Below are 24,686 nucleotides of genomic sequence, written 5' to 3' on the forward strand. Positions count from 1 at the left end.
CGATTACATCAGCATCGTATGCCACGCAAAAGCCCCCCGAGGCTACTCGGGGGGCTTTCGCGATTACGTACTACTCGGCGGGGGTCGCAGCAGCGCCCGGCGAACCGGCCACAGTGGCGCCGGCCAGATCCGGCTCGACAGGCTCGGACTTCTTGGCTGCGCCGGAGAACGTGAACTTCGCGTCCTCACCCGCGCCTTCGCCGTCCCAGCCCTCGACATCGACCGTCACCAGCTGGCCGGGGCCGATCTCATCGAACAGGATCTTCTCCGAGAGCTGGTCCTCGATCTCGCGCTGGATGGTGCGCCGCAGCGGGCGGGCTCCCAGCACCGGGTCGAAGCCGCGCTTGGCCAACAGGGACTTCGCCTTGTCGGTCAGCGTCATCTCCATGTCCTTGGCCTTCAGCTGGATGCCGACCCGGCCGATCATCAGCTCCACCATCTGGACGATCTCGTCCTGCGTCAGCTGATGGAAGACGATGATGTCGTCGATACGGTTCAGGAACTCCGGGCGGAAGTGCTTCTTCAGCTCGTCATTGACCTTCTGCTTCATCCGCTCGTAGTTGTTCTCGCCGCCACCCTGGGTGAAGCCGAGGCCAACCGCCTTGCTGATGTCGCTCGTACCGAGGTTGGACGTGAAGATCAGCACCGTGTTCTTGAAGTCGACCGTGCGACCCTGACCGTCGGTGAGCCGACCGTCCTCCAGAACCTGCAACAGGCTGTTGTAGATCTCCTGGTGGGCCTTCTCGATCTCGTCGAAAAGAACGACCGAGAACGGCTTGCGGCGCACCTTCTCGGTGAGCTGGCCGCCCTCCTCGTAGCCGACGTACCCCGGAGGGGCACCGAACAGCCGCGAGGCGGTGAACCGATCGTGGAACTCGCCCATGTCGATCTGGATGAGCGCATCGTCGTCGCCGAACAGGAAGTTCGCCAGTGCCTTGGACAGCTCGGTCTTACCGACACCGGACGGGCCGGCGAAGATGAACGAGCCCGACGGGCGCTTGGGGTCCTTCAGGCCGGCGCGAGTGCGGCGGATCGCCTTGGAGACGGCCTTGACGGCGTCCTCCTGGCCGATGATCCGCTTGTGCAATTCCTCCTCCATGCGCAGCAGCCGAGTGGTCTCCTCCTCGGTCAGCTTGAACACGGGGATACCGGTCCAGTTACCCAGCACCTCGGCGATCTGCTCGTCGTCGACTTCCGCCACGACGTCAAGATCACCTGAACGCCATTGCTTTTCGCGCTCGGCCCGCTGTGCAACCAGGGTCTTCTCCCGGTCCCGCAGGTTCGCGGCCTTCTCGAAGTCCTGCGCGTCGATCGCGGATTCCTTCTCCCGGCGGGCGTCGGCGATCTTCTCGTCGAACTCGCGCAGGTCCGGCGGAGCGGTCATCCTGCGGATCCGCATCCGGGCACCGGCCTCGTCGATCAGGTCGATGGCCTTGTCCGGCAGGAACCGGTCGTTGATGTACCGGTCGGCCAGCGTGGCCGCCGCGGCGATGGCGCCGTCGGTGATCGACACCCGGTGGTGCGCCTCGTAGCGATCACGCAATCCCTTGAGGATCTCGATGGTGTGCGCAACCGTCGGCTCACCCACCTGGACCGGCTGGAAGCGTCGTTCCAGCGCGGCGTCCTTCTCGATGTACTTGCGGTACTCGTCGAGGGTGGTGGCACCGATGGTCTGCAGCTCACCGCGAGCCAACTTGGGCTTGAGGATGCTGGCGGCGTCGATGGCGCCCTCGGCCGCACCCGCACCGACGAGCGTGTGCAGCTCGTCGATGAACAGGATGATGTCGCCGCGGGTGTTGATCTCCTTCAGCACCTTCTTGAGGCGCTCCTCGAAATCACCGCGGTAGCGGCTGCCCGCCACCAGTGACCCGAGGTCCAGGGTGTAGAGCTGCTTGTCCTTCAGCGTCTCGGGCACGTCACCGTGCACGATCGCCTGGGCCAGGCCCTCGACCACGGCGGTCTTACCGACGCCGGGCTCACCGATCAGCACCGGGTTGTTCTTGGTGCGCCGGCTCAGCACCTGCATGACCCGCTCGATTTCCTTCTCGCGGCCGATGACGGGATCGAGCTTGCCTTCCATCGCGGCGGCGGTCAGGTTGCGGCCGAACTGGTCGAGCACCAGCGACGTGGACGGGTTGCCGGACTCGCCGCCCCGCCCGCCGGTGCCTGCTTCGGCCGATTCTTTGCCCTGGTAGCCGCTCAGCAGCTGGATGACCTGCTGGCGCACACGCGTCAGCTCCGCGCCGAGCTTGACCAGAACCTGGGCGGCCACGCCCTCACCCTCACGGATCAGCCCGAGCAGGATGTGCTCGGTGCCGATGTAGTTGTGGCCGAGCTGCAGCGCCTCGCGCAGGCTGAGCTCCAGCACCTTCTTGGCGCGCGGCGTGAACGGAATGTGCCCGGACGGGGCCTGCTGGCCCTGGCCGATGATCTCCTCCACCTGGCTGCGCACACCTTCGAGCGAGATGCCCAGCGATTCCAGCGACTTGGCGGCTACGCCCTCACCTTCATGGATGAGGCCGAGCAGGATGTGCTCGGTGCCGATGTAGTTGTGGTTGAGCATCCGGGCTTCTTCTTGCGCCAGGACGACGACCCTGCGGGCACGGTCGGTGAATCTCTCAAACATCGGTGGTTACCTGCTCTCCATCGCGTGGCGGTACTGACGCGCAGTACTGGCCACGTAGTACCTGGGGTCCACTGTAGTGGGCGGCAGCCACGGGTGCGGAGGTTGGCGGTCCGTTCCGCCCAACACCGTGGCCCTGCACCCGTCGCTGTCAATGAGCAACGTCAATGGTCACGGATTCGTTTCCCGTTACGCCCGGTCGGCAGTTCGCCGCTAGCGAAAGAGCGGCCGGGCGGTCACCACCCGGCCGCACCGGCAACTTTTGCCTACGTTGCCGCGTGGAATGCGTCGATCACGTCGGCGGGGATACGTCCACGGGTCGAGACGTTGTGTCCGTTGCGCCGGGCCCATTCGCGGATGGCCGCACTCTGCTCGCGGTCGATGGCCCCACGGCCACGGCCGGCTCCGGCAGAACGGCCGCGGCGACGGCCACCCACCCGGCGCCCCGCCTCTACCCACTGCTTCAGATCGTTGCGCAGCTTGGTCGCGTTCTTTGACGAAAGATCAATCTCGTAGCTCACCCCGTCGAGCCCGAATTCGACCGTCTCATCGGCGGTGGCTTCGCCATCAAAATCGTCGACCAACGTGACAGTAACTTTTTTTGCCATTACCCCACACCGAACCCTTCTGCGCACGCATTGGTGAGTAGCCCGTACTGACACGAGTATCCCGCGCCCCGGCACCAATGTGCCACAAAGACGCGGACCATTTCAACAACGCACAGGTCGCGCCAGTTCAGTTGCTGTGCCGTCGAACAATCGGGAACAAAACCGTCTCCCGAATTGACAAGCCGGTCAACGCCATCAACAACCGATCGATACCCATTCCGGTGCCGGTGGTCGGCGGCATCGCGTACTCCAATGCGGCAAGAAAATCGTCGTCGAGAACCATTGCCTCGTCGTCACCGGCAGCGGCCGCCCTGGCTTGCGCCTCAAACCGTTCGCGTTGGATTACCGGGTCAATGAGTTCTGAGTAACCCGTCGCCAGTTCGAAGCGGCGGACATACAGATCCCATTTCTCCGTTACCCCCGGGATGCTGCGGTGAGCGCGCGTGAGCGGGCTCGTCTCGACGGGGAAGTCGCGCACGAACGTCGGCGCCCACAACTTTTCACCGACGGTGTGCTCCCATAGTTCCTCAATCAATTTTCCGTGACCGAAACCACGGTCACGGGGAATCTCGACTTCGAGACGGTCGGCAATCTGCCACAACTGCTCGGCGGGAGTATCCGGGGTGATCTCCTCCCCCAGAGCTTCGGACAGCGACGGATACATTTCGACGGTGTCCCATTGTCCGTCGAGGTCATAGAGGCTGCCATCCGGCAATGGCACCTGCCTGGTGCCGATCGCCTCGTCGGCCACCTCTTGAATAAGCTCACGCGTGACGTTGGCGGATTCGTTGTAGTCGCCATACGCCTGATATGTCTCCAACATCGCAAATTCGGGTGAGTGGGTGGAATCCACACCTTCGTTACGAAAGTTGCGATTTAACTCGAAGACCTTCTCGAATCCGCCCACCAGAGCGCGTTTGAGGAACAGTTCAGGCGCGATACGCAGGTAGAGGTCGACGTCGAGCGCGTTGGAGTGGGTGACGAACGGCCGTGCCGCAGCACCACCGGCAAGCGTCTGCAGCATCGGCGTCTCGATCTCGAGAAAACCGCGGCGCTCCAGGGCTGAACGCACCGCCCGCACCACCGCCACCCGTTGGCGCGCGATCGTGCGAGCCTCCGGGCGCACGATCAGATCGACGTAGCGCTGACGCACCCGAAGTTCTTCGCTCATTTCTTTGTGAGCAACCGGAAGCGGGCGCAGAGACTTGGACGCCATCTGCCACGAATCGGCCAGCACGGACAGCTCACCGCGCTTGGAGCTGATCACCTCGCCATGAACGAAGACGATGTCGCCCAGATCGACGTCACTCTTCCATGCGTCCAGCGACTCCTGCCCGACCTGCGCCAGGCTGATCATGGCCTGCAGTTGGGTGCCGTCACCCTCCTGCAGCGTCGCGAAGCACAACTTGCCGGAGTTCCTGGCGAAAACCACCCGACCTGCGACGCCGACCACCGCACCGGTGTGGGTGTCAGCGGCAAGATCCGGATAGGTGGTGCGCAGCTCGGCCAGCGTGTGGGTGCGGGGAACCTCCACCGGATACGGTTCGCGACCTTCTGCCAGCAGTCGCTCCCGCTTGGCCTGCCGGATGCGGAACTGCTCGGGTAGGTCGGCCTCGTGCTGGGACGTATCGTCACTATCGGCTGGGGTCACAGAGTGCCAGCTTAAATGAATGCCGGCCCACCCCATCCGTTGCGATCAGTGGGCCGGTTTGAGGCGGCCCCGCTGATTGTCCCGGTTGCGCTCGAACACCAGCCGCAGGCCGTCCAGCGTGAGGTGCCGGTCGTAGTGCTCGACGCTGCGCAGGTCGGGGAGCACCAATGGTGCGGTGGACCCGGTGGCCACCACCGCGACGTCGTCACCGGAGAACCCGTCGACGTCCTCACGTACCCGGTTGACCAGGCCGTCGACCAGCCCGGCGAACCCGAAGACCGCACCCGCCTGCATGCATTCCACGGTGTTCTTGCCGATCACAGACCGCGGGCGGGTCAACTCGACGCGGCGCAGCGCGGCGGACCGGGCCGCGGCGGCATCCGAGGACACCTGCACGCCCGGGGCGATCGCGCCGCCGAGGAATTCGCCCTTGGCCGAGACGACGTCGACGCAGATCGACGAGCCGAAGTCGACGACGATCGAGGCGGTACCGTATTTGTGGTATGCCGCAAGGCAATTCACGATGCGGTCGGCTCCGACCTCTTTGGGATTGTCGACAAGCAACGGGATGCCGGTGCGCACGCCCGGCTCGATCAGCACATGCGGCACCGCAGGCCAGTACTGTTCGAGCATCAACCGCACCTCATGCAGCACCGACGGCACGGTGGACAGGCCCGTGGCACCGGTCAGGCGCTCGGAATCATCGCCGATGAGACCGTCGATGGTCAGCGCGAGCTCATCGGCGGTGGCCTCGGCTTCGGTGCGAATCCGCCACTGTTGCACCACCTTCGCATGGTCTCCCGTTCCGGAGAGTAGCCCGACGATGGTGTGGGTGTTGCGGACGTCGATGGCGAGCAGCACTGGATCTACCTGCTTGCGAGCAGGCCGGCGCCCGCGGGAACGTAGGCCGGGTCGTGGCGGTGGACTCCGAGGTCGATCTGTCTGTTCTCGGCGTCGACGAACACCACCCTGGGCTGGTAGCCGCGGGCTTCAGCGTCCGCCATGACGCCGTAGGCGATCAGGATCACGAGATCCCCCGGGTGGATGAGATGGGCTGCGGCGCCGTTGATCCCGATCACGCCGGTGCCCCGTTCACCGGTGATCGCATAGGTCACGAGCCGGGCGCCGTTGTCGACGTCGACGATGGTCACCTGCTCCCCCTCGAGCAGGTCGGCGGCGTCCATCAGATCGGCATCGATGGTGACCGAGCCGACGTAGTGCAGATCGGCCTGGGTCACCGTGGCGCGATGGATCTTCGATTTCAGCATCGTGCGCTGCATCAGTTCCTCCAGGGCAGTTCGTGATTGTCGTCCGAGGAGACCCCGGGATGGCCGTCGATACCTGTGGGAGCTCCGATGTCGACCGCGATGTTGTCCAGCAGTCGGGTGCGCCCTAGGATCCCCGCCACCAGCAGCCGAGCCGGACCCGCTGCAGGCGCCGGGCCCATCATCGGGTCGAGGACCTGTAGGTAGTCCACCTCGATGGCGGGCACCTCGTCGAGCACGGCCCTGGCGGCGTCCACGGCTGCGGCCGCACCCCCAGAGGCGGCGTACATCCCCGCGAGCAGGGCAGCCGACAACGCCCCGGCCTGCTCGCGCTCGACCTCGTCGAGGTAGCGGTTGCGCGACGACAAAGCCAGGCCGTCCGACTCCCGCACGATCGGCACGCCGACGATCTCCACGTCGACGTTGAGGTCGGTGACCATCTGCCGGATCAGCACCAGCTGCTGGTAATCCTTCTCCCCGAAAAACGCCCGGTCGGGCCGCACGATCTGGAGCAACTTGAGCACCACCGTCAGCACCCCGGCGAAATGGCCTGGGCGGGAGCTGCCTTCGAGCTCGGCGCCGAGCGGTCCCGGCTGCACCGAGGTGCGGGTGCCGTTGGGGTACATATCGGCCGCGGTCGGGGTGAACGCGATCTGGACCCCTTCGGCACGCAGCCCGGCCAGGTCGTCATCGAGCGTGCGCGGGTAGGCGTCGAGGTCCTCCCCCGCTCCGAACTGCAAGGGGTTGACGAAGATCGACACCACCACGACGGCGCCGGGAACCCGCTTGGCCGCCCGGATCAGAGCGAGATGCCCGTCGTGCAACGCACCCATGGTCGGCACCAGCATCACCCGGCGCCCGGTGGCCCGCAGTGCGCGGCAGACCGAACCGACATCATCGGGGCGGGAATACACGTTGAGCGCGCCGGCATCGAACTTCGGCGCATTGCTGACGGTCATCGTTGACTCGCTTCTGCCAGCACCGCAAACACATCCTCCGGCGCGTGGGCACGCTGGGCGGTGCGCAGTGAGTTTGCCCGATATGACTGTGCAATTTGCTGATCGACTGTGGCCAGGGCGTCCAGGTGGGCCGCCACCGCCGCGGCGTCACCACGGGCCACCGGCCCGGTCAGCGCGGCCTGACCACGCTGCAACGCGTTCTCCAGTGCAGCCTGCGCCAGGGGCGCCACGACACGTTCGGCAAGACCGCCCGGTTCGTCGCCGACCAGTTCCTGGCCGAGAAGCTCCTGGCCCCTCAGCGAGGCGCGCAGTACCTCCACGGCGTCCAGCGCCAGGGTCACGAGGTGATTGCTGGCATGCGCCAACGCCGCGTGGTACCGGGCTCTGGCAGCCTCGGAGACCCGGAACGGCTCACCGCCCATCTCCAGCACCAACGCCTGGCCGATCGCGTAGCCGACCTCGTCGGCGGCGGTGATACCGAAGCAGGTATCCGCCAGTCGCGCGATGTCCTCGTCCGAACCGGTGAAGGTCATGGCGGGGTGGATGGCCAGCGGAATGCATCCCTGCTCGGCCAACGGTGCCAGTACCGCCACCCCGTTGGCTCCCGAGGTGTGCACGACGATGGTTCCCGGCCGCACCGCACCGGCTGCGGCCAGCCCCGAGATCAGCCCGGCCAGCTCCGCATCAGGAACCGTCAGCAGCAACAACTCGGCCCGCTGGGCGACCTCGTGCACCGGCAACACCACAGTGTCGGGCAACCGGCGCTGTGCCCGCAGGCGCGATGCGTTCGAGATCGCACTGCAGGCCACCACGACGTGTTCGGCCCGCTCGAGCGCGTAACCGAGCGCCGTACCCACCCGGCCTGCAGAGATGATGCCGACCGCGAGCCGCGCCGGACGCAGTCCTTCGCGGGGGCACCACCCGCTTGCGGGGGACTGCTCCATCGCAGACGACCTCACAAGTTGACGTAGTTTCGTTCGTTCCAGTCCCGCAGCGCGGGTACCGGACGGTCGTCACGAGACTAACTCACTCGTCTTTCCGCCTGCGACGGCCGCCACCGGACGGGGCGGCCTGGAACCGGGCCAGCAACTCGGTCACCGACTGACCGCCTGCGTGCTGGCCGTTGGAATCCTCCGGTTCGGGCTCCGGTTCCGGCTCGGCCTCGGCCTCGGCCTCGGGCCGGCCCGGATCGGCGGCGTCGGCCGGGGCCGAGTGACGGCCACGGGGAGGCACTGCAGCGGGGCCCGATTCCGGTTCGGGTGCCCGTCGCCGCCCGACGTACTCGGTCGATGAGCCGTTCTCCTGCACCGGCGCGACCCAGTTGCTTCCCGGCGCACCTGCGGGGATCCACTCCCCTTCGGCGGGCGCCGGTTGCCAGCCGGTCGGGGCCGGTTCGGGTTGTTCTGGCGGTTCCGGTTGCGGCGGCTCGGGTTGCCACGGAGTTCTGGGCGGCTGCGGCGTCTCGACGCTGGGCGCCGGTGCCCATTCGGGGGCGACCGGTTCCGGTGCGGCAGGCGGGGGCTCAACCGGTGGTGACGGCGGCGGAGGCTCGAACGGCGGTGACGCGACGGGCGGTGGCGCAGCCGGCGGCTCGACCGGCGGCGGTGGTGGCGATTGCGGTGGCGGTGGCGCCCAGGTCGAGACCGGCTCGGGTCTGCGGGCATCGGTGCCACGGCGGGGTGGTTCCGGTCGACGCGGCGTCGGTGGGCTCTCCGGCTGCCGTCGCCTGCGGGCCTGCTGGTCCGGGGCAGGCGGCGGTTGCGACGGCAACCGGTGCGCGCCGCCCCCTGCGGCCGGTGCCGCCCAATCGCCCTCAGGGGGATGCGGCTCGGCCGGTACGTCGATGATGGGGCTTTCCTCAGTTCGGATGTCGGCGCGGAGGTCGTTGTGGATGTCGGTCACTTCGGTGGCAGGCACGTCGAGTCGGCTGGCGGTGACCCGACCGGCGGCCCGCCGTGCGGTCTTGTCGGTCTCGAGGGCGGGCCGATGGGCCAGGTCCGTGTCGAACAGGATCTCGAGGTTGGTCCGCAGCGCGGCCAACTCGGCGCGCAAAGCCGCCACTTCGTCGGCCGCCTGCGCCCGCAGCTCGGAAGCCAGTTCACGGCGCAGCTGCGTCTCGACGGTCAACTCGTACTCACGCCTGGCGGAGATCTCACGGTCCAACTGCAAGTCGTAGACGAGTTTCAGGTCCCGCGCCTTGGCCTGGTCAAGGTCACTCTGGCGGCGATAGATCACGGAGACGAAGGCCGCCACCACAGCGGCCCACAACGCCAGGATCACAGCAAGTTTCAGCAACTCCACACGGTCGGTGAACACCAGCGCTGAACTCGCGAGGATGGCGAGCACCAGCAACACCGTCAGGAGCAGCCAGCCTGGCCTTCGGCCGCCGCGCCGTGGCCGAGCGCCGCGGGGCAGAACGGTCATGGGGCGACTGTACCTGCCACAGGTCACTGCGCGTGTCGACCGCTGCGGCGATTCGGCGATCTACCTTCCGCGACGGACTATTCCGGTGCCGCGTCGGTGTTCTCGGGCGGTTCCGGCGGAGACTTGCAGCAATGCTGCAACCACAGCGCCGCGATTGCCAGCGCCACCGCACTGATGACCGCGACCACCACACCTGCGGTGTCCTCGAGCGCGACACGTTGCGTGCCGCGCCGCGGCAACACGTAGACCAGCACGCCGATCCACCAGCCTGCCACCAGGGCGCCCACCCAGGCTGAGGCTTTCGCGATCAGCACCGAACGCGCCACGGCCAACGGGTCCAGCCGGCCCCCGCCGACACCGACCTTTCCGTCGTTGACCTTTGCCCGTACATAGAACGCCCAGGCCGTCTCGACCACGGCGACGCCGAGCAGTGACAGCCCCGTCCACATCGTGATCGGCGGGAACCAGCGATACAGAATGTGCACCAGCAGGTAACTCACAATCGCGACACCGGCCGCGGCGCCCGCGAGGTCCCGTTTGCGGGTCGGCCCCATCAGTCGACCGCGGGTTCGGATCGCAGTTCCAACACGAGGTCGGTCGGCCTGACCCCGGCTCGTTCGGCCGGGTCGATCTCGGAGAGCAGGCGCTGCACAGGGCGCGATTCGCCGGACACGGTCAGCGCTGCATCGGGGTCGAGCGCCAGCCACGGGATCAACACGAAGGCCCGCAGGTGTGCCAACGGGTGCGGCAAGGTCAGACCGTCCTCGCGCGAGGTCACCTCGACCGCGCCGGCGTGGCAGGTGACCAGGTCGACGTCGAGGGTGCGGGGTCCCCAGCGTTGACCACGTACCCGGCCCGCCGCCTCCTCCAACTCCTGACCACGCCGCAACCAGCCGTGACCGTCAAGGCGCGGATCCTCGGCGATCAGCACGGCGTTGAGGAACGGCCCCTGCTCGACACCGCCCCACGCATCGGTTTCGTAGACCGGGGACAACCCACGCACCGCAGCGCCCAACCCGTCCAGGACCGACTGCAGCCGCGCCATCCGGTCACCGAGGTTGGATCCGATGGACAGAACAACTGAAGTCATCCGGTGCTCCTCGCGTCCGCGCAATTCATCGGGACCGCCTCGCCACCACAGCCACATCGTCGAACGTCAACGGGATCGGCGCACTGGGCTTGTGCACGATGACCTCGACGGCGTGCAGCCGGTCGTCGGCCATGATCGCATCGGCGATCTCGGCGGAGACCGTCTCGATCAGATTGCGGGGCGGGCCTGCCACGATGTCGGCGGCGCACTGCGCCAGCGCCCCGTAGTCCAAGGTGTCGGCCAGGTTGTCACTGGCCGCGGCCACACTGCAGTCCAGCCACGCGATGATGTCGACGATGAAGTCCTGACCGTCGCGACGCTCATGCTCGAAGACACCGTGGTTGCCGCGGACCTTCAAGCCGCGCAACTCAATTCGATCAGCCACCCTGACCTCCCGAATTCCACGCGTCCAATACTTTCAACGCGTCCACCGAAGCCACCACGTCGTGCACTCTTACCCCCCACGCCCCGTTGACCCCGGCCAGGGCGGAGATCACCGCGGTTGCGGTCTCACGCCCGCCCGGCGGACGAGGGGTCCCGTCCGGATCTGCCAGCAGGGTACCGAGAAACCGCTTGCGTGACGCCCCGACCAGCACCGGGATGCCGGTGCTGACCAGTTCGGGCAGCGCGTGCAGCAACGCCCAGTTATGTTGTGCCGTCTTGGCGAAACCGAGACCCGGGTCGATGATCAGCTGCTCCGGGTCGACCCCGGCGGCGACAGCGGCGTCCACCGCTGCGAGCAGTTCGGCACGCACCTCCGCGACGACGTCGCCATACCCCGGCACCTCGTGCGTCTGCGCGGCACCGATCGACCGCCAGTGCATCAGCACCCACGGCACTTTCGCCTCGGCCACCAGAGGCGCCATGTTGGGATCGGCCAGGCCACCTGACACGTCGTTGACGATCTGCGCCCCGTGCTCGAGCGCGGCCGCCGCAACATCGGCATGCATGGTGTCGATACTGACCGTAATGCCCTGGCCGACAAGCTCTTCGATCACCGGAACCACGCGGGCCGCCTCGATCAAGGGGGCGACACGGGTGGCGCCGGGCCGCGTGGATTCACCGCCGACGTCGACGATCGCGGCGCCCGCGGCGGCCAGTTCCACGCCGTGAGCCACGGCGCGTTCCCTGTCGAGGAACAGTCCACCGTCGGAAAACGAATCGTCGGTGACATTGACGACCCCCATGACCTGCACGCGCGTCCCGGGAGGGGCCATTGGGCTCGGTGGTTTCACTTGCGCAGGATGAGTTCCAGCGCCTCGGCTCGAGATGCCTTGTCGGTCTTGAACTGCCCGCGCACCGCCGATGTCGTCGTCACCGCGCCCGGCTTCCGGACCCCACGCATCGCCATGCAGAGATGTTCGGCCTCCACCACCACGATGGCGCCCCGCGGAGCCAGCTTGCGCATCAACGCGTCGGCGATCTGAGCGGTCAACCGTTCCTGGATCTGGGGCCGCTTGGAGTACAGGTCGACCAGCCGGGCGATCTTCGACAGGCCGGTCACCCGGCCGTCCTCGCCCGGGATGTAACCGACATGGGCCACGCCGTGGAACGAGACCAGATGGTGCTCGCAGGTGGAGTACAGCGGAATCTGTTTGACGAGAACGAGTTCGTCGTGTTGCTCGTCGAACGTGGTGTTGAGCACCGCATCCGGGTCGGTGTACAGACCGGCCATCAGCTCCTTGTAGGCACGGGCGACCCGTGCCGGCGTGTCGACGAGTCCCTGCCGGTCCGGATCCTCTCCGATGGCGAAGAGCAACTCCCGCACAGCGGCCTCAGCGCGCGGCTGGTCGAACACCCTGGTGGTGATCGTGGCTGTGCTGTTGTTGTGGTTGGTGCTCAGCGACTCCGTCATCGAAGCTTCCGTTCTCGATCACCCATGGGCCGGTGGATTGGACCGGTCCCCTGCATGACCGCCATCCTGGCCAGATTCCTCATTCGAGCTCGGCGTTCCGGGCGCTTCCGGCGTGCCGCCCGGTTGGCCGGGATGTGGGTAGGGCTGATACGGGTACGGCTGGGGCTGTTGCCATCCCGACGGATGTGGTGGCGGATACCAGTACCCCTGCTGCGGATGGTATCCCTGCTGCTGTGGCTGCTGCTGTTGCGGCGGCTGTTGCTGTTGTTGTTGTGGGGGTGGCGGCCAGCCGGGGGCGTGCCAGCCGGCCGGGGCGCCGTAGTCGGGCTGGGTCGAGCCGGGTGCGCCGTTGCTCGGCGCACCGTTGGTCGCCGAACCGTTCTGTCCGGAGGCCTGCGCCTCCTTGCTGGCCGCGGCGATGGCGGCCTTGAACGCCGGCTCCGGAACGGGCGGCGGCCAGGGCTCGCCACGTTCGATGGCCAGCTCGCCCGGGGTCTTGATCGGCGGCTTGTCCGACGGCACGCGGCCTCCGAAGTCGTCGAACATGGTCAGGCGCGGCCGCTTCTTCACCTCACCGAAGATGGCTTTCAGCTCCGCGCGGTGCAGGGTTTCCTTCTCCAGCAGCTCGCCGGCCAAGGTGTCGAGCACATCGCGGTACTCGGTGAGGATCTCCCACGCCTCGGTGTGCGCGGCCTCGATGAGCTTGCGCACCTCGTCGTCGATGATCTGGGCGACCTCGTGGCTGTAGTCCGCCTGGGTGCCCATCGAGCGGCCCAGGAACGGATCACCGTGCTCGGTGCCGTACTTGACCGCGCCCAGCTTGCTGCTCATGCCGTATTCGGTCACCATCGCGCGGGCGATCTTGGTGGCCTGTTCGATGTCCGAGGAGGCACCGGTGGTCGGCTCGCGGAAGATCAGCTCCTCGGCGGCGCGGCCGCCCATCGCGAACACCAGCCGGGCGATCATCTCCGAGCGGGTCAGCAGGCCTTTGTCGTCCTCGGGCACTGACATCGCGTGGCCGCCCGTACGACCGCGGGCCAGGATCGTCACCTTGTAGATCGGCTCGATGTCGGGCATCGCCCAGGCCGCCAGTGTGTGGCCGCCCTCGTGATACGCGGTGATCTTCTTCTCGTGCTCGCTGATGATGCGGCTCTTGCGGCGCGGTCCGCCGACCACCCGGTCGACTGCTTCCTCCAGCGCCGCGCTGGTGATGACGGTGCCGTTCTCCCTGGCGGTGAGGAGTGCGGCCTCATTGATGACGTTGGCCAGGTCGGCGCCCGACATGCCGACGGTCCGCTTGGCCAGCCCGTCCAGGTCGGCGTCCGGGGCGATCGGTTTGCCCTGCGAGTGCACCTTGAGCACCGCACGCCTGCCGGCGATGTCGGGGTTGGACACCGGGATCTGCCGGTCGAACCGGCCGGGACGCAGCAACGCCGGGTCGAGAATGTCGGGTCGGTTGGTGGCTGCGATCAGGATGACGCCCTGGCGTTCGCCGAAGCCGTCCATCTCGACCAGCAACTGGTTGAGGGTCTGCTCACGCTCATCGTGGCCACCGCCGAGGCCTGCGCCGCGCTGGCGGCCGACGGCGTCGATCTCGTCGACGAAGATAATGCAGGGGTTGTTCTGCTTGGCCTGCTCGAACAGGTCACGCACCCGGGAGGCGCCGACGCCGACGAACATCTCGACGAAGTCCGAACCCGAGATCGTGAAGAACGGAACGCCCGCTTCACCCGCCACGGCGCGGGCCAGCAGCGTCTTACCGGTACCGGGCGGACCGTAGAGCAGTACGCCCTTGGGGATCTTGGCGCCCAGCGCCTGATACCGCGACGGGTTCTGCAGGAAGTCCTTGATCTCGTAGAGCTCCTCGACCGCCTCGTCGACACCGGCGACGTCGGCGAAGGTGGTCTTGGGCATGTCCTTGGAGAGCTGTTTGGCCTTGGACTTGCCGAAGCCGAAGCCCATCCGGCCGCCGCCCTGCATGCGGGAGAACATCACGAACAGGCCGACCAGCAGCAACAGCGGCAGCATGTAGATGAGCAGCGAGCCGAACACGCTGCCCTGATTGACCACCGTGTTGATCTTCGCGTTCTTGGCGGTCAACGCGTCGAAGAGCGGTACCGCGTAACCCGTCGGGTACTTGGTGATGATCTTGTCGCTGTTCTCGGTGTCGCCGTTGCCGCTCTTCAGATCCAACCGCAGTTGCTGTTCGCGGTCGTCGATCTGGGCGCTGTTGACGTTGTCGGCGTTGATCTGGGACATCGCCACCGAGGTGTCGACGGGTTTGTAGCTGCGGGTGTCGTCACTGAAGTAGAAGAACGACCAGCCCAGCAACAACACCACCGCGATCACGGTGAGCGTGCGGATCAAATTTTTCCGGTTCATCGATCATCGCCCTCGTCGGGCAGGTCCTTCCGATACGCGCAGCTGGGCAAGTTATAAGGCTACCGCTAGACCAACGTCCGGCGGTTCCCGACGGTGTCTGGTCCCCGGCCGCCCACTGTGCCAGGGTGAGATCGTGATCACACCAACCCAACGGTTAGTCGATACCAATGGCGTGACGTTGAGGCTGACAGAAGCTGGTGAACGCGGTAATCCGGTCGTCGTGCTGGCCCATGGATTTCCCGAGCTGGCCTACTCCTGGCGGCATCAGATTCCGGCGCTGGCGGCGGCCGGCTACCACGTGCTCGCCCCCGACCAGCGCGGTTACGGCGGCTCGTCGCGACCCGAGGCTATCGAGGACTACAACATCACCGAACTGACCGCCGACATCGCCGGCTTGCTCGACGATGTCGGCTGTCAGCGCGCGGTGGTGATCGGGCATGACTGGGGATCGCCGGTCGCGACGAACTTCCCGCTGTTCTTTCCCGACCGGGTGGCCGGGGTCGTCGCGATGAGCGTGGCCCCGGTGCCACGCGCATCACGACCGCCCACCGAACTCTGGCGCAAGATCTTCGGCGACAACTTTTTCTACATCCTGTATTTCCAGGAACCCGGGGTCGCCGACGCCGCGCTGGGCGCCGACCCGCGCGAGTCGATGCGCCGCATGATCGCGCTGGAGGGGTTCGGCGGGCCACCCGAGACCTTGGCCGGCCGACCGCTGCCGCCGCTGCCGAGCTGGATGAGCACCGAGGAGTTCGACCGTTACGTCGAGGCATTCTCGGAGACCGGCTTCACCGGACCGCTGAACTGGTACCGCAACTTCGACCGCAACTGGGAGCTCACCGAAACCACCCCGGCCCCGACCATCACGGTGCCGACCCTCTTCCTTGCAGGCAGCGCCGACCCGGTGCTGAGCTTCACCCCCCGCGACCGGGTGCGGGAGGTGGCCACCGGTGATTACCGCGAGGTGCTGCTCGACGGCGCGGGCCACTGGCTGCAGCAGGAACGGCCCGAGGAAGTCAACGCGGTGCTGCTGGAGTTCCTCGCGGAGTTGCCGCGATGAGCGCTCGCGCGGAGAGTCAAAGGACTGCGACGAGACCCCTGAACTTCGGCGCCTTCATCACACCGTTCCATCCCGTCGGCCAATCCCCCACCACCGCACTGGAATACGATCTGGACCGCACGGTGGCGCTGGACCGGCTCGGATTCGACGAGGCCTGGTTCGGTGAACACCATTCCGGCGGTTATGAACTCATCGCCTGCCCGGAGGTGTTCATCGCCGCGGCGGCCGAACGCACGCGACACATCAGGCTGGGAACCGGAGTGGTGTCCCTGCCGTACCACCACCCGCTGATGGTGGCCGACCGCTGGGTACTGCTCGACCATCTCACGCGCGGCCGGGTGATGTTCGGCACCGGGCCCGGTGCGTTGCCCTCGGATGCCTACATGATGGGCATCGACCCGGTCGATCAGCGCCCGATGATGCAGGAGTCCCTCGAAGCGATCCTGGCGTTGTTCCGTGCCGCACCCGACGAACGCATCGACCGGAAGACCGACTGGTTCACGCTGCGGGATGCGGCCCTGCACATCCGGCCCTACACCTGGCCGTATCCGGAAATATCGACCGCGGCAATGATTTCGCCGTCCGGGCCGCGTCTGGCCGGGACGCTCGGCACATCGCTGCTGTCATTGTCGATGTCGGTGCCCGGCGGCTACGCCGCACTGGAGACCACCTGGGGCATCGTGGCGGATCAGGCCGCCAAGTCCGGCCGGGACGCCCCGGACCGCAAGGACTGGCGCGTGCTGGGAGTCATCCACCTCGCTGACAGCCGCGAACAGGCCATCGAGGATTGCACGTACGGGCTGCAGGACTTCGCGAACTATTTCGGCGCGGCCGGTTTCGTCCCCCTGTCCAATGCCACCGACGCGCGCGACAAATCAGCCTATGAGTTCGTCGAAGCCTATGCGTCCAAGGGGAATTGCTGCATCGGCACGGCCGCCGACGCGATCACCTACATCCAGGACCTGTTGGACCGCTCGGGCGGCTTCGGCACGTTCCTGATGCTCGGCCACGACTGGGCTCCGCCTGCGGCGACCTTCCACTCCTATGAGTTGTTCGCGCGTGAAGTCATCCCGCACTTCAAGGGGCAACTGACGGCGCCGCGGGCTTCCCACGACTGGGCCAGTGGCAAACGGGATCAGCTGCTGGGCCGGGCGGGCCAAGCCATCGTCAACGCCATCACCGAACACACCACCGAGGGGAAGAGCTGATGCGGGCCGCCGCGCTGGGAAACACCTCCCCACGGCCCGCCCTTGTCCATTCGCAGGCTTGCTGATACGCAAAGAGATTGTGAATAACTGACCTGCACGACAACTAGCGAGGTGACGAGCACGTGGATTCCACTGACGCCGTCGATTATGCGCTCGGGGGGCTGTGGCAGCCGGCATTGGACTGGGGCAACCTGCTTCCCAATGACGCTGTATCCACCTTCGACACATTTGTTGCCCATGATCGCGATTCAGCCGAGGAACGAGCCGCGCAGGTACTGTCGCCACACCGGCTCACCCTCGAGGACCCCCGGAGCAAGATCGATACTGTTTACCGCATCGGTCCATATGGAGCGGTGAGCATCTACGCAGCGCAGTACGGGGCCGGCGTCACGATTGACCGTTCCGCCCAGAGCAATTACATGATCGCCATGCTTCCATTCGGGGGGCGAATGGATGGGCGTCATCAGCGTCAGGAGTTCTACGCGCCGCCTGGAGTGTCCACCGTCGTCCTGTCTGAGGGCGATCCCGTCCACATGCGATGGGAGCGTAGAACCCGCGTGCTGGGGCTCCGTGCCGACTTGGGCCCGCTGACTGATCGACTTACCATGCTTGCCCCCGAGACGCGGGTGCGCAGCCCACTGCGATTCGATCCCGTGCTGGTGTCGCGTCCGATACACCAAATTTTGTTGGGCACAATGCAATTGCTCGCTCAGTCCTCGGTGAGTGGCGTCGGGCCGAGCAGGATGGTGGCTCGACTTGCCGAGAACGCGATGGACGCAGTACTCCTGGCATTGCCACACAACTACTCGCGGGCACTCAACGAGCCGATGCCGCCGATATCGCGGCGCACAGTGAAGTCGGCGGTCGACCGCATTGCCAGTGAACAGGGCGCTGAGTACACGGTGGGCGAGTTGGCAAGACTGGCCGGTGTCAGTCTGCGCACCCTGGAGGCGGGGTTCCGTGCGGAGCTGGACTGCACACCCCTTCAGTATCTGCGCCGGAGCAGGCTCGCAAAGGCTCACGCCGAACTCGTTGCGCTGAAGGGTGCTTCGGAGACAACCGTGGGCAGCGTGGCCGCACGATGGGGCTTTTTTCACATGGGGCGGTTCGCCGCAGATTTCCGACAACAATTCGGAACATCGCCGTCACAAGTGCTGCGCACCACATCGCGCGGGCACTGAAGCGGGAGGGGCGGGGCAGCGTCGCCCGAGCCGCAGATGTTGACTCAGATGCGCAGGAGGCTTTCGGCGTTCCGGTGAGCGATCGCGGCTCGCTGGTCGGGGGTCAGATCGGCAAGGTCGAGGAACTGCGAGACGCTGTCGCTTTGAACATACGGGTAGTCCTCCGAGTAGAGGATGCGCGCGGTGTCTACCTCGGCGAGAACGTATTTCCAGTACTTCTGATTGTACATACCCGAGGGTGTCACCCACACGTTGTCGCGGTAGTACTCGCTTATCGGTCGGTCCAGATGCTTGCAATACCCGAAGAGTTCGTCGAGACGGTCGAGCCACCCCGCAACGAACTCACCCCAGTGACCGCTGAGGAGTTTGAGGGTGGGATGTCGGTCCAAAGCGCCCGACAAGATCAGGCGCAATACGTGGATGCCCGCCTCTGCGTGCCAACCAAACCCTGGTCCTGCAAAAACCCATTGCACTGCCTCTGGCCAGTTTCCCGCATAGTAGGTGCGTGACACCGATGCCGGCGGCGGTCCGGGATGGACATAAATGGGAAGGTCGACTTCTTCGGCTGCGGTTAACAGCGGAGTAAACCTCTCATCGTCGAGGAACCGTCCGCCACAGGTTCCCATAGTGAGCGCGCCGACGAAGCCCAACTCGTTCACGCATCGCTTCAACTCGTCCGCGGCTGCAGCCGGATCGTACAGCGGAACGCTCGCAAATCCCCGGAACCGAGTGGGATGCTCTGAGATTTGTTGTGCTAGAGCATCGTTGACCTGTCGACATAGTGTGACGGCCTCTGGGTGGTCCAAGCTGCCGGGATGATTTGCGCCGTGTGACACCACTTGCACATCGATCCCGACACGGTCCATGTGGGCCAACCGGTTTCCACCGAGCCGCTCAGCAGAATCACTGTCCGGCATGAACGCCTTGACAAAACTCGCGAAGCTCGTATCAGACGATACCGCGGGTACGCCTGCAAGCGCCTGGACGCGCGCGATGGCGTCGGGATGGTGAAAATGCTCTTCTACGGTGATGATGCGCATGATTTCCTTAACCTCTACCTGACGGCTGTATGGCGCGAGACACCATACAACGATCCAATACCCTTGCTGTCCAGAGTTTCTCGCGCGGACGCAATCGGCTCGTCTCTACCACCAAGGTTCCGTACCCGCGATAAGGGCGCGAGCCGCGATACGCAGGTGGACGTCCGAATTTCGCAACGTTGGAACTTTTCTCTTCGGCGGGCACCGAATTCTGGTGATTCGCTCACCAAATCGCACGAAGCTCACGTGGTCCGCGGAATATCCACCCCCGTACCTCGGGTTCGTGGACAGGATCAAGCCGTATACCAGGGAAGTTCCCGAACAGTTCCTCCATAGCGATGCGCGCGACCTGCGGCGCGAAAGCTGCCCCCGAACAAGTGTGGCGGCCACGCCCAAAGGCGAGATGGCGATGCGCCTGACGGTCGATGTCATAGATCTCGCTACTGGGAAATTCGGACTCGTCGCGATTTGCCGAACCATAAGCCAGCCAGACGGTGTCGTAGGCCTTGACGTCTTGCCCAGCAAGCACACAGTCCTGCGGCGGGCGGCGGCTGGATCCGCTGTACAGGGGCGAGATCCACCGCAAGCCTTCGTTGATCGCCGCCCCGATCAACGACTTGTCCTTGGCGACCCGCTCCAGCAGGTCAGGTTGAGTGTTCAGGCCTAAAAATGTTGAACCGCAGGCATGCCCGGGTTCTTGTAACCCGCCCAGCAGTAGCACGTGCAGCGTGGGGTAAAGCTCAGCCAAATCGCCGGCCTGTCCCGGTCGGTCCTCGGCATAGAGCCAGTGGGCCACGATTCCGGTTACCTCGGCCGCCGGCCGGCGGGCGAGACCCTCAACCATCGATCGGATCTCGGCCTTGGCCGTGTCAGCGGCGATGAACCCAGAAGGATTCGCAAAGTTGCCATTCTCATCCATCGCCAAGTTGGCGATGCCCGAGGAGAGCTGGTGGAACCAGCGGCGCAGCGTGACGTCGTCGGTTTCGGTGAACCCGAGGACGTCGCCGACGCTGCGCACGCTGACCGGCTCGAAGTAGTCGGCCATCAGTTCCGCCGAGCCCTGTTCCCGTATTTTTTCGATCTGTGCCTTGGCCAATGGCCGTATCTGCTCTTCAAGCCGCCCAGCGAAGCCACGTGGCCGCAATGGGGGATCGATCGCGGCGCGCAACCGCTTGTGTTGCTCGCCATCGGTGAGCCCGACGTGCGGGACGCCGAAAACCCGTTCGTGCACGAGGCTGGTGCCGCCGACGAATCCGTCGCTGCTGGGGATCTGCATACACAGCTCCCATGTGCTGGCGACCCAGGCACCGATCGCGGGGATATACGCGAGTGGAGCCTCTCGGCGCAACCGTGCGAAGACCGTATCGGTGTTGGTTTCCATCTCGGTCACGGTGAGGTGCTGAATCCAGTCACGCGTTTCCGACGACATCGCAGCGGACGCTGCTTGATCAGTCATGAGTCCTCTTCATTCATCTCTACGGGTGCCAACACCGCAATCTCAGATGATGTGGGTGATCTGGTCCTGCCCGCCGACCAGTGCTTTACCGTAGGTTTCCATCGATATATGAGGCAGCATGACTCCGTGCCGGGCCGCGATGTTCGAGTCGCGCCAAATCCTCTGCAATGCATTGACTTCGGCAAAACTGCCCGATCCGTTGGCGTCGAGCAGCAGGTTGAGTGCCTGGTTGATGCTGCGCAGTGCGACCCCCGCATCGCTTCGTATCCGGGCACGGGCCACCAGGTCGGGAAACTCGCCTCGCTCTGCGTAACGCTGCACATCCGCACAGGCGCGGTAAGCATGCAAATGGGCGGTGTCGACTTTGACCGCGGCTTCGGCGATGAGGAGCTGGAAAGCCACCGAGTCACCGCGACGGTCGAATATTGTGTAAGCCTGGGACTTCCCGGCACCTTTGATCGCGATGTCCAGTGCCGCACGGCCGAGCCCGAGCTGGGGTCCGACGAGCACCATCACGAGCATCGGCCCCATCGCCGATCGGTACAGGGCCGAATCAGGGTGCTGGCCGATGTTGGCGCCGTCCATCGCCGGCGCTACGGGTATGAGTCGGTGTTCAGGTACGAATACATCTTCGGCGACGATGGTGTTACTTCCCGAGGCACGCATTCCGGCCACATACCACGTGTCTTCGACGTGAAATTCGCCTCGGGGGATCGCCACCATGGCCTGGTCGATGACGGTCTCGTCGTCGCCGAGCACCGAGACTCCCCCGTACGCCCAGTCAGCGTGCAGGCTGGCCGATGAGTAGGCCCACTTTCCGGACACGCGATATCCCCCTGGAACTCTGCGCGCCTGGCCGGAAGGTGCCAGCACACCGGCGATGACGGTGTCCGGACCAGTCCCATAGAAGTCATCGACGAGACGACCGCCGGTCTGTGCGGCCACCCAAGCGTTGATATTGGACAGCGCCACAACCCACGCGGCACCTCCGTCTGCTTCGGCGACGGCTGCAGAGACATCGAGCATTGTCCGCAGATCCGTTTCCGTGCCGCCATATCGATGCGGTACGGCGATGCCGAAAGCGCCGGCTTGCTTCAGCGCGGTGATGACCTCTTCGGGAACACGCCTGGCCCGTTCGCCATCGGCAGCATGTTGCCGGATGAGCGGAGCCAGATCGCGGATCCGTTCCAGGACAGCCTGCCCCGTTTCGGCAGGACTGTTCTCCACCATCGTCATTGCGAGTTCCTTAACTGTTGTACGGATGTGTCGGGTTCTGCGCGACTTTCCCCGGTTTACGCGGTGGGCCGCAGGAAGCGAGAGCCGTGGAAGATGAGCGGTTCTGCCAGTGGTCTGGCAAGTACAGCCTCGACACTGAGCAACACCACCGTGTGGTCGCCGGCCGCGATCTCACGTTGAAGGTCAACTCCGCAACGGCAATACGGCCGACAGTGCGTGATGAGAACGCCTCGCAACCTACCGGGCCAGTGCTGCCGACGGCGCAAACCACCGCGACGCCACTGGGGAAACAGCTGAATGCGCGCTTGAGCTCCGTTGTGCCAGCCACTGGGCTCAGCGCTGGGGGCGCCCACCTCTATCTGATCCCGCCAAATATGCACTGGCCCACGGTAATCCTTTCGTTGATTTTATGTCAATGACTGAAAGTCAAATGGAAGGCCCCGAGGCTTAGACTGTTCTGTCGAAGGCTGCAGTGGAAGGAACGCATGACCAGAACGTCGGGAAGTCGGCGGACCACCACACGGGCGGCGCAGGCGATCGACACACGCCGACGCCTTCTCGCTTCTGCGGTCGAGTTGTTTTCGGACACCAGCTACGAGGACGTCGCCGTTGCGGACATTGCAAAACACGCCGGGGTGGCACACGGATTGTTGTTTCACTACTTCGGCAACAAGCGCGGCATCTTCTTAGAAGCGATGGAACATGCCGCCGACCAGCTGCGCGAGGCATTTGTCGCCCCGACAGACTTGCCACCGGGTGCGCTGGTCCGGGAGGCGTTGCGTTCACACCTGACCTACCTCGGTGCCCACCGCGGCCTGGCGCTACGCCTTGTCCTCAGCGGTCGCAGTGTCGATCCGAAAGCTTGGGAGGTTTTCGAGTCGGCCCGTTGGCTGGCACTCGACCGCATCCTCTCCGCGCTCAACGTGCTCGACGAAAACGATGCGCTGCGAATGACCATGCGAGCTGCAGCCGCTGCGGTCGACGAGGCGTCTGTGCACTGGCTGCGCAACGGTGAACCCTTCGAGACAGAACCGCTCGTGGAGTTCATGGTTGAAATGCTGGCTTCGGGCCTTCGCGGTGCTGCTCTACTCGATCCCAGCCTTGATGTCAGCGACGCGCTGCGGAAGTTGGCAGACCCAGGTGTTGAGTAAGGGCCCGGTCGTAACGCGTTGGCCGTCGAGACTGAAAACACCGTTGCTCACCGGCCGGCACTGCAAGATCCTGGTGACGCCGTGACGGGCCGGTAGTGTCCCTGGCATGCCGATCGCTGCGCACACGAAGTTGCGGACCCGTGCCCTCGTCATCGCGGTGGCGGGCCTGATCGCTGCCGCGGTCTCGGCCTGCGATGCCACCTCAGGTCCCACCGCCGGTGGCGCCAACACCGAGACGCGGCAGGTCACCGTGATCGGGTCCGGGAAGGTCCAGGGCACGCCGGACACCCTGACCGCCGATGTGGCGATGGAGTTTCTCGCCGCCGACGTCACCGGGGCGCTGAACCAGTCCAGCCAGCGCCAGCAGGCGGTGATCGACGCGCTGGTCGGGGCGGGCATCGACCGCAAGGACATCAGCACCACCCAGGTCAGTGTGCAACCGCAGTTCGCCCCCGACTCTGCAGGCAACGGGGCGATCACCGGTTACCGGGCCAGCAACGCCATCGAAGTGAAGATGCGGGACATCACCAAGGCTTCGCAGAACCTGGCGCTGATCGCCGGCACCGGTGGCGATGCCACCCGGATCAACTCCGTCGGTTACTCGATCGAGGACGACTCACAGTTGGTGCGTGACGCCAGGGCCGGCGCCTTCGAAGACGCCAAGGACCGTGCCCAGCAGTACGCCGAACTGTCCGGGCTCGACCTCGGCAAGGTGATTTCCATTTCCGAACAGTCGGGCTCCACACCGCCGTCGCCACCCACCCCGATGCCGCGGATGGCGATGGAAGCCGTACCGGTCGAGCCCGGCCAGCAGACCGTCAACTTCAGCGTGACGGTGGTCTGGGAACTGACCTAAGACTGCTCGTAGACCCTGGGTTCCAGGGTGCCGATGTAGGGCAGATCGCGGTAGCGCTCGGCGAAGTCCAGGCCGTAGCCGACGACGAACTCGTTGGGGATGTCGAAGCCCACATAGGCGACATCGAGTTCGGCCCGCACCGCCTCGGGTTTGCGCAGCAGCGTGCACACGCGCAGTGACCGCGGGCTGCGGGTGGCCAGGTTGCGCAACAGCCACGACAGGGTCAGACCGGAGTCGATGATGTCCTCGACGATCAGCACGTCCCGGTCATGGATGTCGCGATCGAGATCCTTGAGGATGCGCACCACGCCCGACGACGAGGTCGACGAGCCGTACGAGCTGACCGCCATGAATTCCAGCTGGGTCGGCAGCGGGATGGTGCGGGCCAGGTCGGTGACGAACATCACCGCGCCTTTGAGCACCGTGATGAGCAGTAGATCGTCATCACCCATATCGTCCCGGTACTGCTCGGCGATCTGGGCGCCGAGTTCGGCAGTGCGGGTCCGGATCTGCTCCTCGGAAAGCAGCACCGACTTGATATCCCCGCAGTACAGCTCGGCAGATTGTGCGGCCACCCCGACAGCGTGCCATGCGGTCCCCGGCATAACCAACGCGACCAGCCAGTCGGACCGTGTCAGCTG

The 24,686-nt window shown here is 65.5% G+C and carries 23 protein-coding genes; 5 read left to right on the forward strand and 18 right to left on the reverse strand.

The annotated features are described in order from the left end of the window. Window positions 1-70: 70 nt before the first annotated feature. The 14 genes from clpC1 to ftsH all read right to left on the reverse strand — a co-directional run bounded on the left by clpC1 (window position 71) and on the right by ftsH (window position 14,857). Window positions 71-2,626, reverse strand: coding sequence for an ATP-dependent protease ATP-binding subunit ClpC (gene clpC1, locus M1247_RS28175; protein WP_317159695.1), 2,556 nt, complete (start codon window positions 2,624-2,626; stop codon window positions 71-73). A 263-nt stretch (window positions 2,627-2,889) separates the two neighbouring features. Further along, on the reverse strand, window positions 2,890-3,231 hold the full coding sequence (lsr2, locus tag M1247_RS28180; protein WP_317159696.1) for a histone-like nucleoid-structuring protein Lsr2: 342 nt from the start codon (window positions 3,229-3,231) through the stop codon (window positions 2,890-2,892). A gap of 127 nt (window positions 3,232-3,358) precedes the next feature. Beyond that, a complete protein-coding gene (gene lysS / locus M1247_RS28185; RefSeq protein ID WP_410506960.1) occupies window positions 3,359-4,882 on the reverse strand; it encodes a lysine--tRNA ligase in 1,524 nt (507 codons plus the stop codon). A gap of 45 nt (window positions 4,883-4,927) precedes the next feature. Then, the gene (locus M1247_RS28190; RefSeq protein ID WP_317159698.1) at window positions 4,928-5,743 is read right to left on the reverse strand and encodes a type III pantothenate kinase; all 816 of its coding nucleotides are present in this window, start codon (window positions 5,741-5,743) and stop codon (window positions 4,928-4,930) included. A 5-nt stretch (window positions 5,744-5,748) separates the two neighbouring features. Then, window positions 5,749-6,162 (reverse strand): aspartate 1-decarboxylase, encoded by a 414-nt coding sequence (gene panD, locus M1247_RS28195; protein WP_317159699.1) that lies wholly within the window; start codon window positions 6,160-6,162, stop codon window positions 5,749-5,751. Further along, the gene (gene panC / locus M1247_RS28200) at window positions 6,162-7,106 is read right to left on the reverse strand and encodes a pantoate--beta-alanine ligase (RefSeq protein ID WP_317159700.1); all 945 of its coding nucleotides are present in this window, start codon (window positions 7,104-7,106) and stop codon (window positions 6,162-6,164) included. Before panC ends, panD begins: the two co-directional genes overlap by 1 nt. Then, on the reverse strand, window positions 7,103-8,050 hold the full coding sequence (locus M1247_RS28205; protein ID WP_317159701.1) for a Rossmann-like and DUF2520 domain-containing protein: 948 nt from the start codon (window positions 8,048-8,050) through the stop codon (window positions 7,103-7,105). Before M1247_RS28205 ends, panC begins: the two co-directional genes overlap by 4 nt. 82 nt (window positions 8,051-8,132) lie before the next feature. Beyond that, window positions 8,133-9,530: a DUF6779 domain-containing protein gene (locus M1247_RS28210; RefSeq protein WP_317159702.1), complete on the reverse strand. Its 1,398-nt coding sequence runs from the start codon at window positions 9,528-9,530 to the stop codon at window positions 8,133-8,135. A 77-nt stretch (window positions 9,531-9,607) separates the two neighbouring features. Continuing rightward, entirely contained in the window at window positions 9,608-10,084 is a 477-nt protein-coding gene (locus tag M1247_RS28215; RefSeq protein ID WP_317159703.1) for a DUF3180 domain-containing protein, read from the reverse strand. Further along, on the reverse strand, window positions 10,084-10,620 hold the full coding sequence (folK, locus tag M1247_RS28220; RefSeq protein ID WP_317159704.1) for a 2-amino-4-hydroxy-6-hydroxymethyldihydropteridine diphosphokinase: 537 nt from the start codon (window positions 10,618-10,620) through the stop codon (window positions 10,084-10,086). Before folK ends, M1247_RS28215 begins: the two co-directional genes overlap by 1 nt. A 25-nt stretch (window positions 10,621-10,645) precedes the next feature. Beyond that, the gene (gene folB, locus M1247_RS28225) at window positions 10,646-11,005 is read right to left on the reverse strand and encodes a dihydroneopterin aldolase (protein ID WP_317159705.1); all 360 of its coding nucleotides are present in this window, start codon (window positions 11,003-11,005) and stop codon (window positions 10,646-10,648) included. Further along, window positions 10,998-11,807, reverse strand: coding sequence for a dihydropteroate synthase (folP, locus tag M1247_RS28230; RefSeq protein ID WP_317159706.1), 810 nt, complete (start codon window positions 11,805-11,807; stop codon window positions 10,998-11,000). Before folP ends, folB begins: the two co-directional genes overlap by 8 nt. Window positions 11,808-11,851: 44 nt before the next feature. Then, window positions 11,852-12,475 carry a GTP cyclohydrolase I FolE gene (gene folE, locus M1247_RS28235; RefSeq protein ID WP_317159707.1) on the reverse strand — a complete coding sequence of 208 codons (624 nt, stop codon included), beginning with the start codon at window positions 12,473-12,475 and terminating at the stop codon, window positions 11,852-11,854. A gap of 18 nt (window positions 12,476-12,493) precedes the next feature. After that, entirely contained in the window at window positions 12,494-14,857 is a 2,364-nt protein-coding gene (gene ftsH, locus M1247_RS28240) for an ATP-dependent zinc metalloprotease FtsH (protein ID WP_317159708.1), read from the reverse strand. Window positions 14,858-14,990: 133 nt separating this feature from the next. Between ftsH and M1247_RS28245 the strand changes: the two genes are divergently transcribed. From M1247_RS28245 to M1247_RS28255, 3 genes are all read left to right on the forward strand, one after another. Continuing rightward, window positions 14,991-15,917 carry an alpha/beta fold hydrolase gene (locus M1247_RS28245; protein WP_317159709.1) on the forward strand — a complete coding sequence of 309 codons (927 nt, stop codon included), beginning with the start codon at window positions 14,991-14,993 and terminating at the stop codon, window positions 15,915-15,917. Then, window positions 15,914-17,125, forward strand: a complete 1,212-nt coding sequence (locus M1247_RS28250; protein ID WP_317159710.1) for an LLM class flavin-dependent oxidoreductase — start codon at window positions 15,914-15,916, stop codon at window positions 17,123-17,125. The genes M1247_RS28245 and M1247_RS28250 overlap by 4 nt, the downstream gene beginning before the upstream one ends. A 122-nt stretch (window positions 17,126-17,247) precedes the next feature. After that, complete coding sequence (locus tag M1247_RS28255) at window positions 17,248-18,306, forward strand: helix-turn-helix transcriptional regulator (RefSeq protein ID WP_317159711.1); 1,059 nt, start codon at window positions 17,248-17,250, stop codon at window positions 18,304-18,306. A 44-nt stretch (window positions 18,307-18,350) separates the two neighbouring features. On the opposite strand, the gene M1247_RS28260 is transcribed toward M1247_RS28255, so the two are convergent. The 3 genes from M1247_RS28260 to M1247_RS28270 form a co-directional block, all read right to left on the reverse strand. After that, entirely contained in the window at window positions 18,351-19,346 is a 996-nt protein-coding gene (locus M1247_RS28260; RefSeq protein WP_317159712.1) for an amidohydrolase family protein, read from the reverse strand. 223 nt (window positions 19,347-19,569) lie between these two features. Next, the gene (locus M1247_RS28265) at window positions 19,570-20,727 is read right to left on the reverse strand and encodes a cytochrome P450 (RefSeq protein ID WP_317159713.1); all 1,158 of its coding nucleotides are present in this window, start codon (window positions 20,725-20,727) and stop codon (window positions 19,570-19,572) included. Window positions 20,728-20,844: 117 nt separating this feature from the next. Continuing rightward, on the reverse strand, window positions 20,845-22,038 hold the full coding sequence (locus tag M1247_RS28270; protein ID WP_317159714.1) for an acyl-CoA dehydrogenase family protein: 1,194 nt from the start codon (window positions 22,036-22,038) through the stop codon (window positions 20,845-20,847). 485 nt (window positions 22,039-22,523) lie between these two features. Between M1247_RS28270 and M1247_RS28275 the strand changes: the two genes are divergently transcribed. Together M1247_RS28275 and M1247_RS28280 are read left to right on the forward strand one after the other, a co-directional pair. Further along, window positions 22,524-23,189 (forward strand): TetR/AcrR family transcriptional regulator, encoded by a 666-nt coding sequence (locus M1247_RS28275; protein ID WP_317159715.1) that lies wholly within the window; start codon window positions 22,524-22,526, stop codon window positions 23,187-23,189. Window positions 23,190-23,295: 106 nt separating this feature from the next. Further along, the gene (locus M1247_RS28280; protein ID WP_317159716.1) at window positions 23,296-24,045 is read left to right on the forward strand and encodes an SIMPL domain-containing protein; all 750 of its coding nucleotides are present in this window, start codon (window positions 23,296-23,298) and stop codon (window positions 24,043-24,045) included. On the opposite strand, the gene hpt is transcribed toward M1247_RS28280, so the two are convergent. Continuing rightward, window positions 24,042-24,650: a hypoxanthine phosphoribosyltransferase gene (hpt, locus tag M1247_RS28285; protein ID WP_317159717.1), complete on the reverse strand. Its 609-nt coding sequence runs from the start codon at window positions 24,648-24,650 to the stop codon at window positions 24,042-24,044. The two genes, M1247_RS28280 and hpt, sit on opposite strands and share 4 nt — an antisense overlap. Window positions 24,651-24,686 lie beyond the last annotated feature (36 nt).

Source organism: Mycobacterium appelbergii (assembly GCF_032883035.1).
Classification (GTDB): Bacteria; Actinomycetota; Actinomycetes; order Mycobacteriales; family Mycobacteriaceae; genus Mycobacterium; species Mycobacterium appelbergii.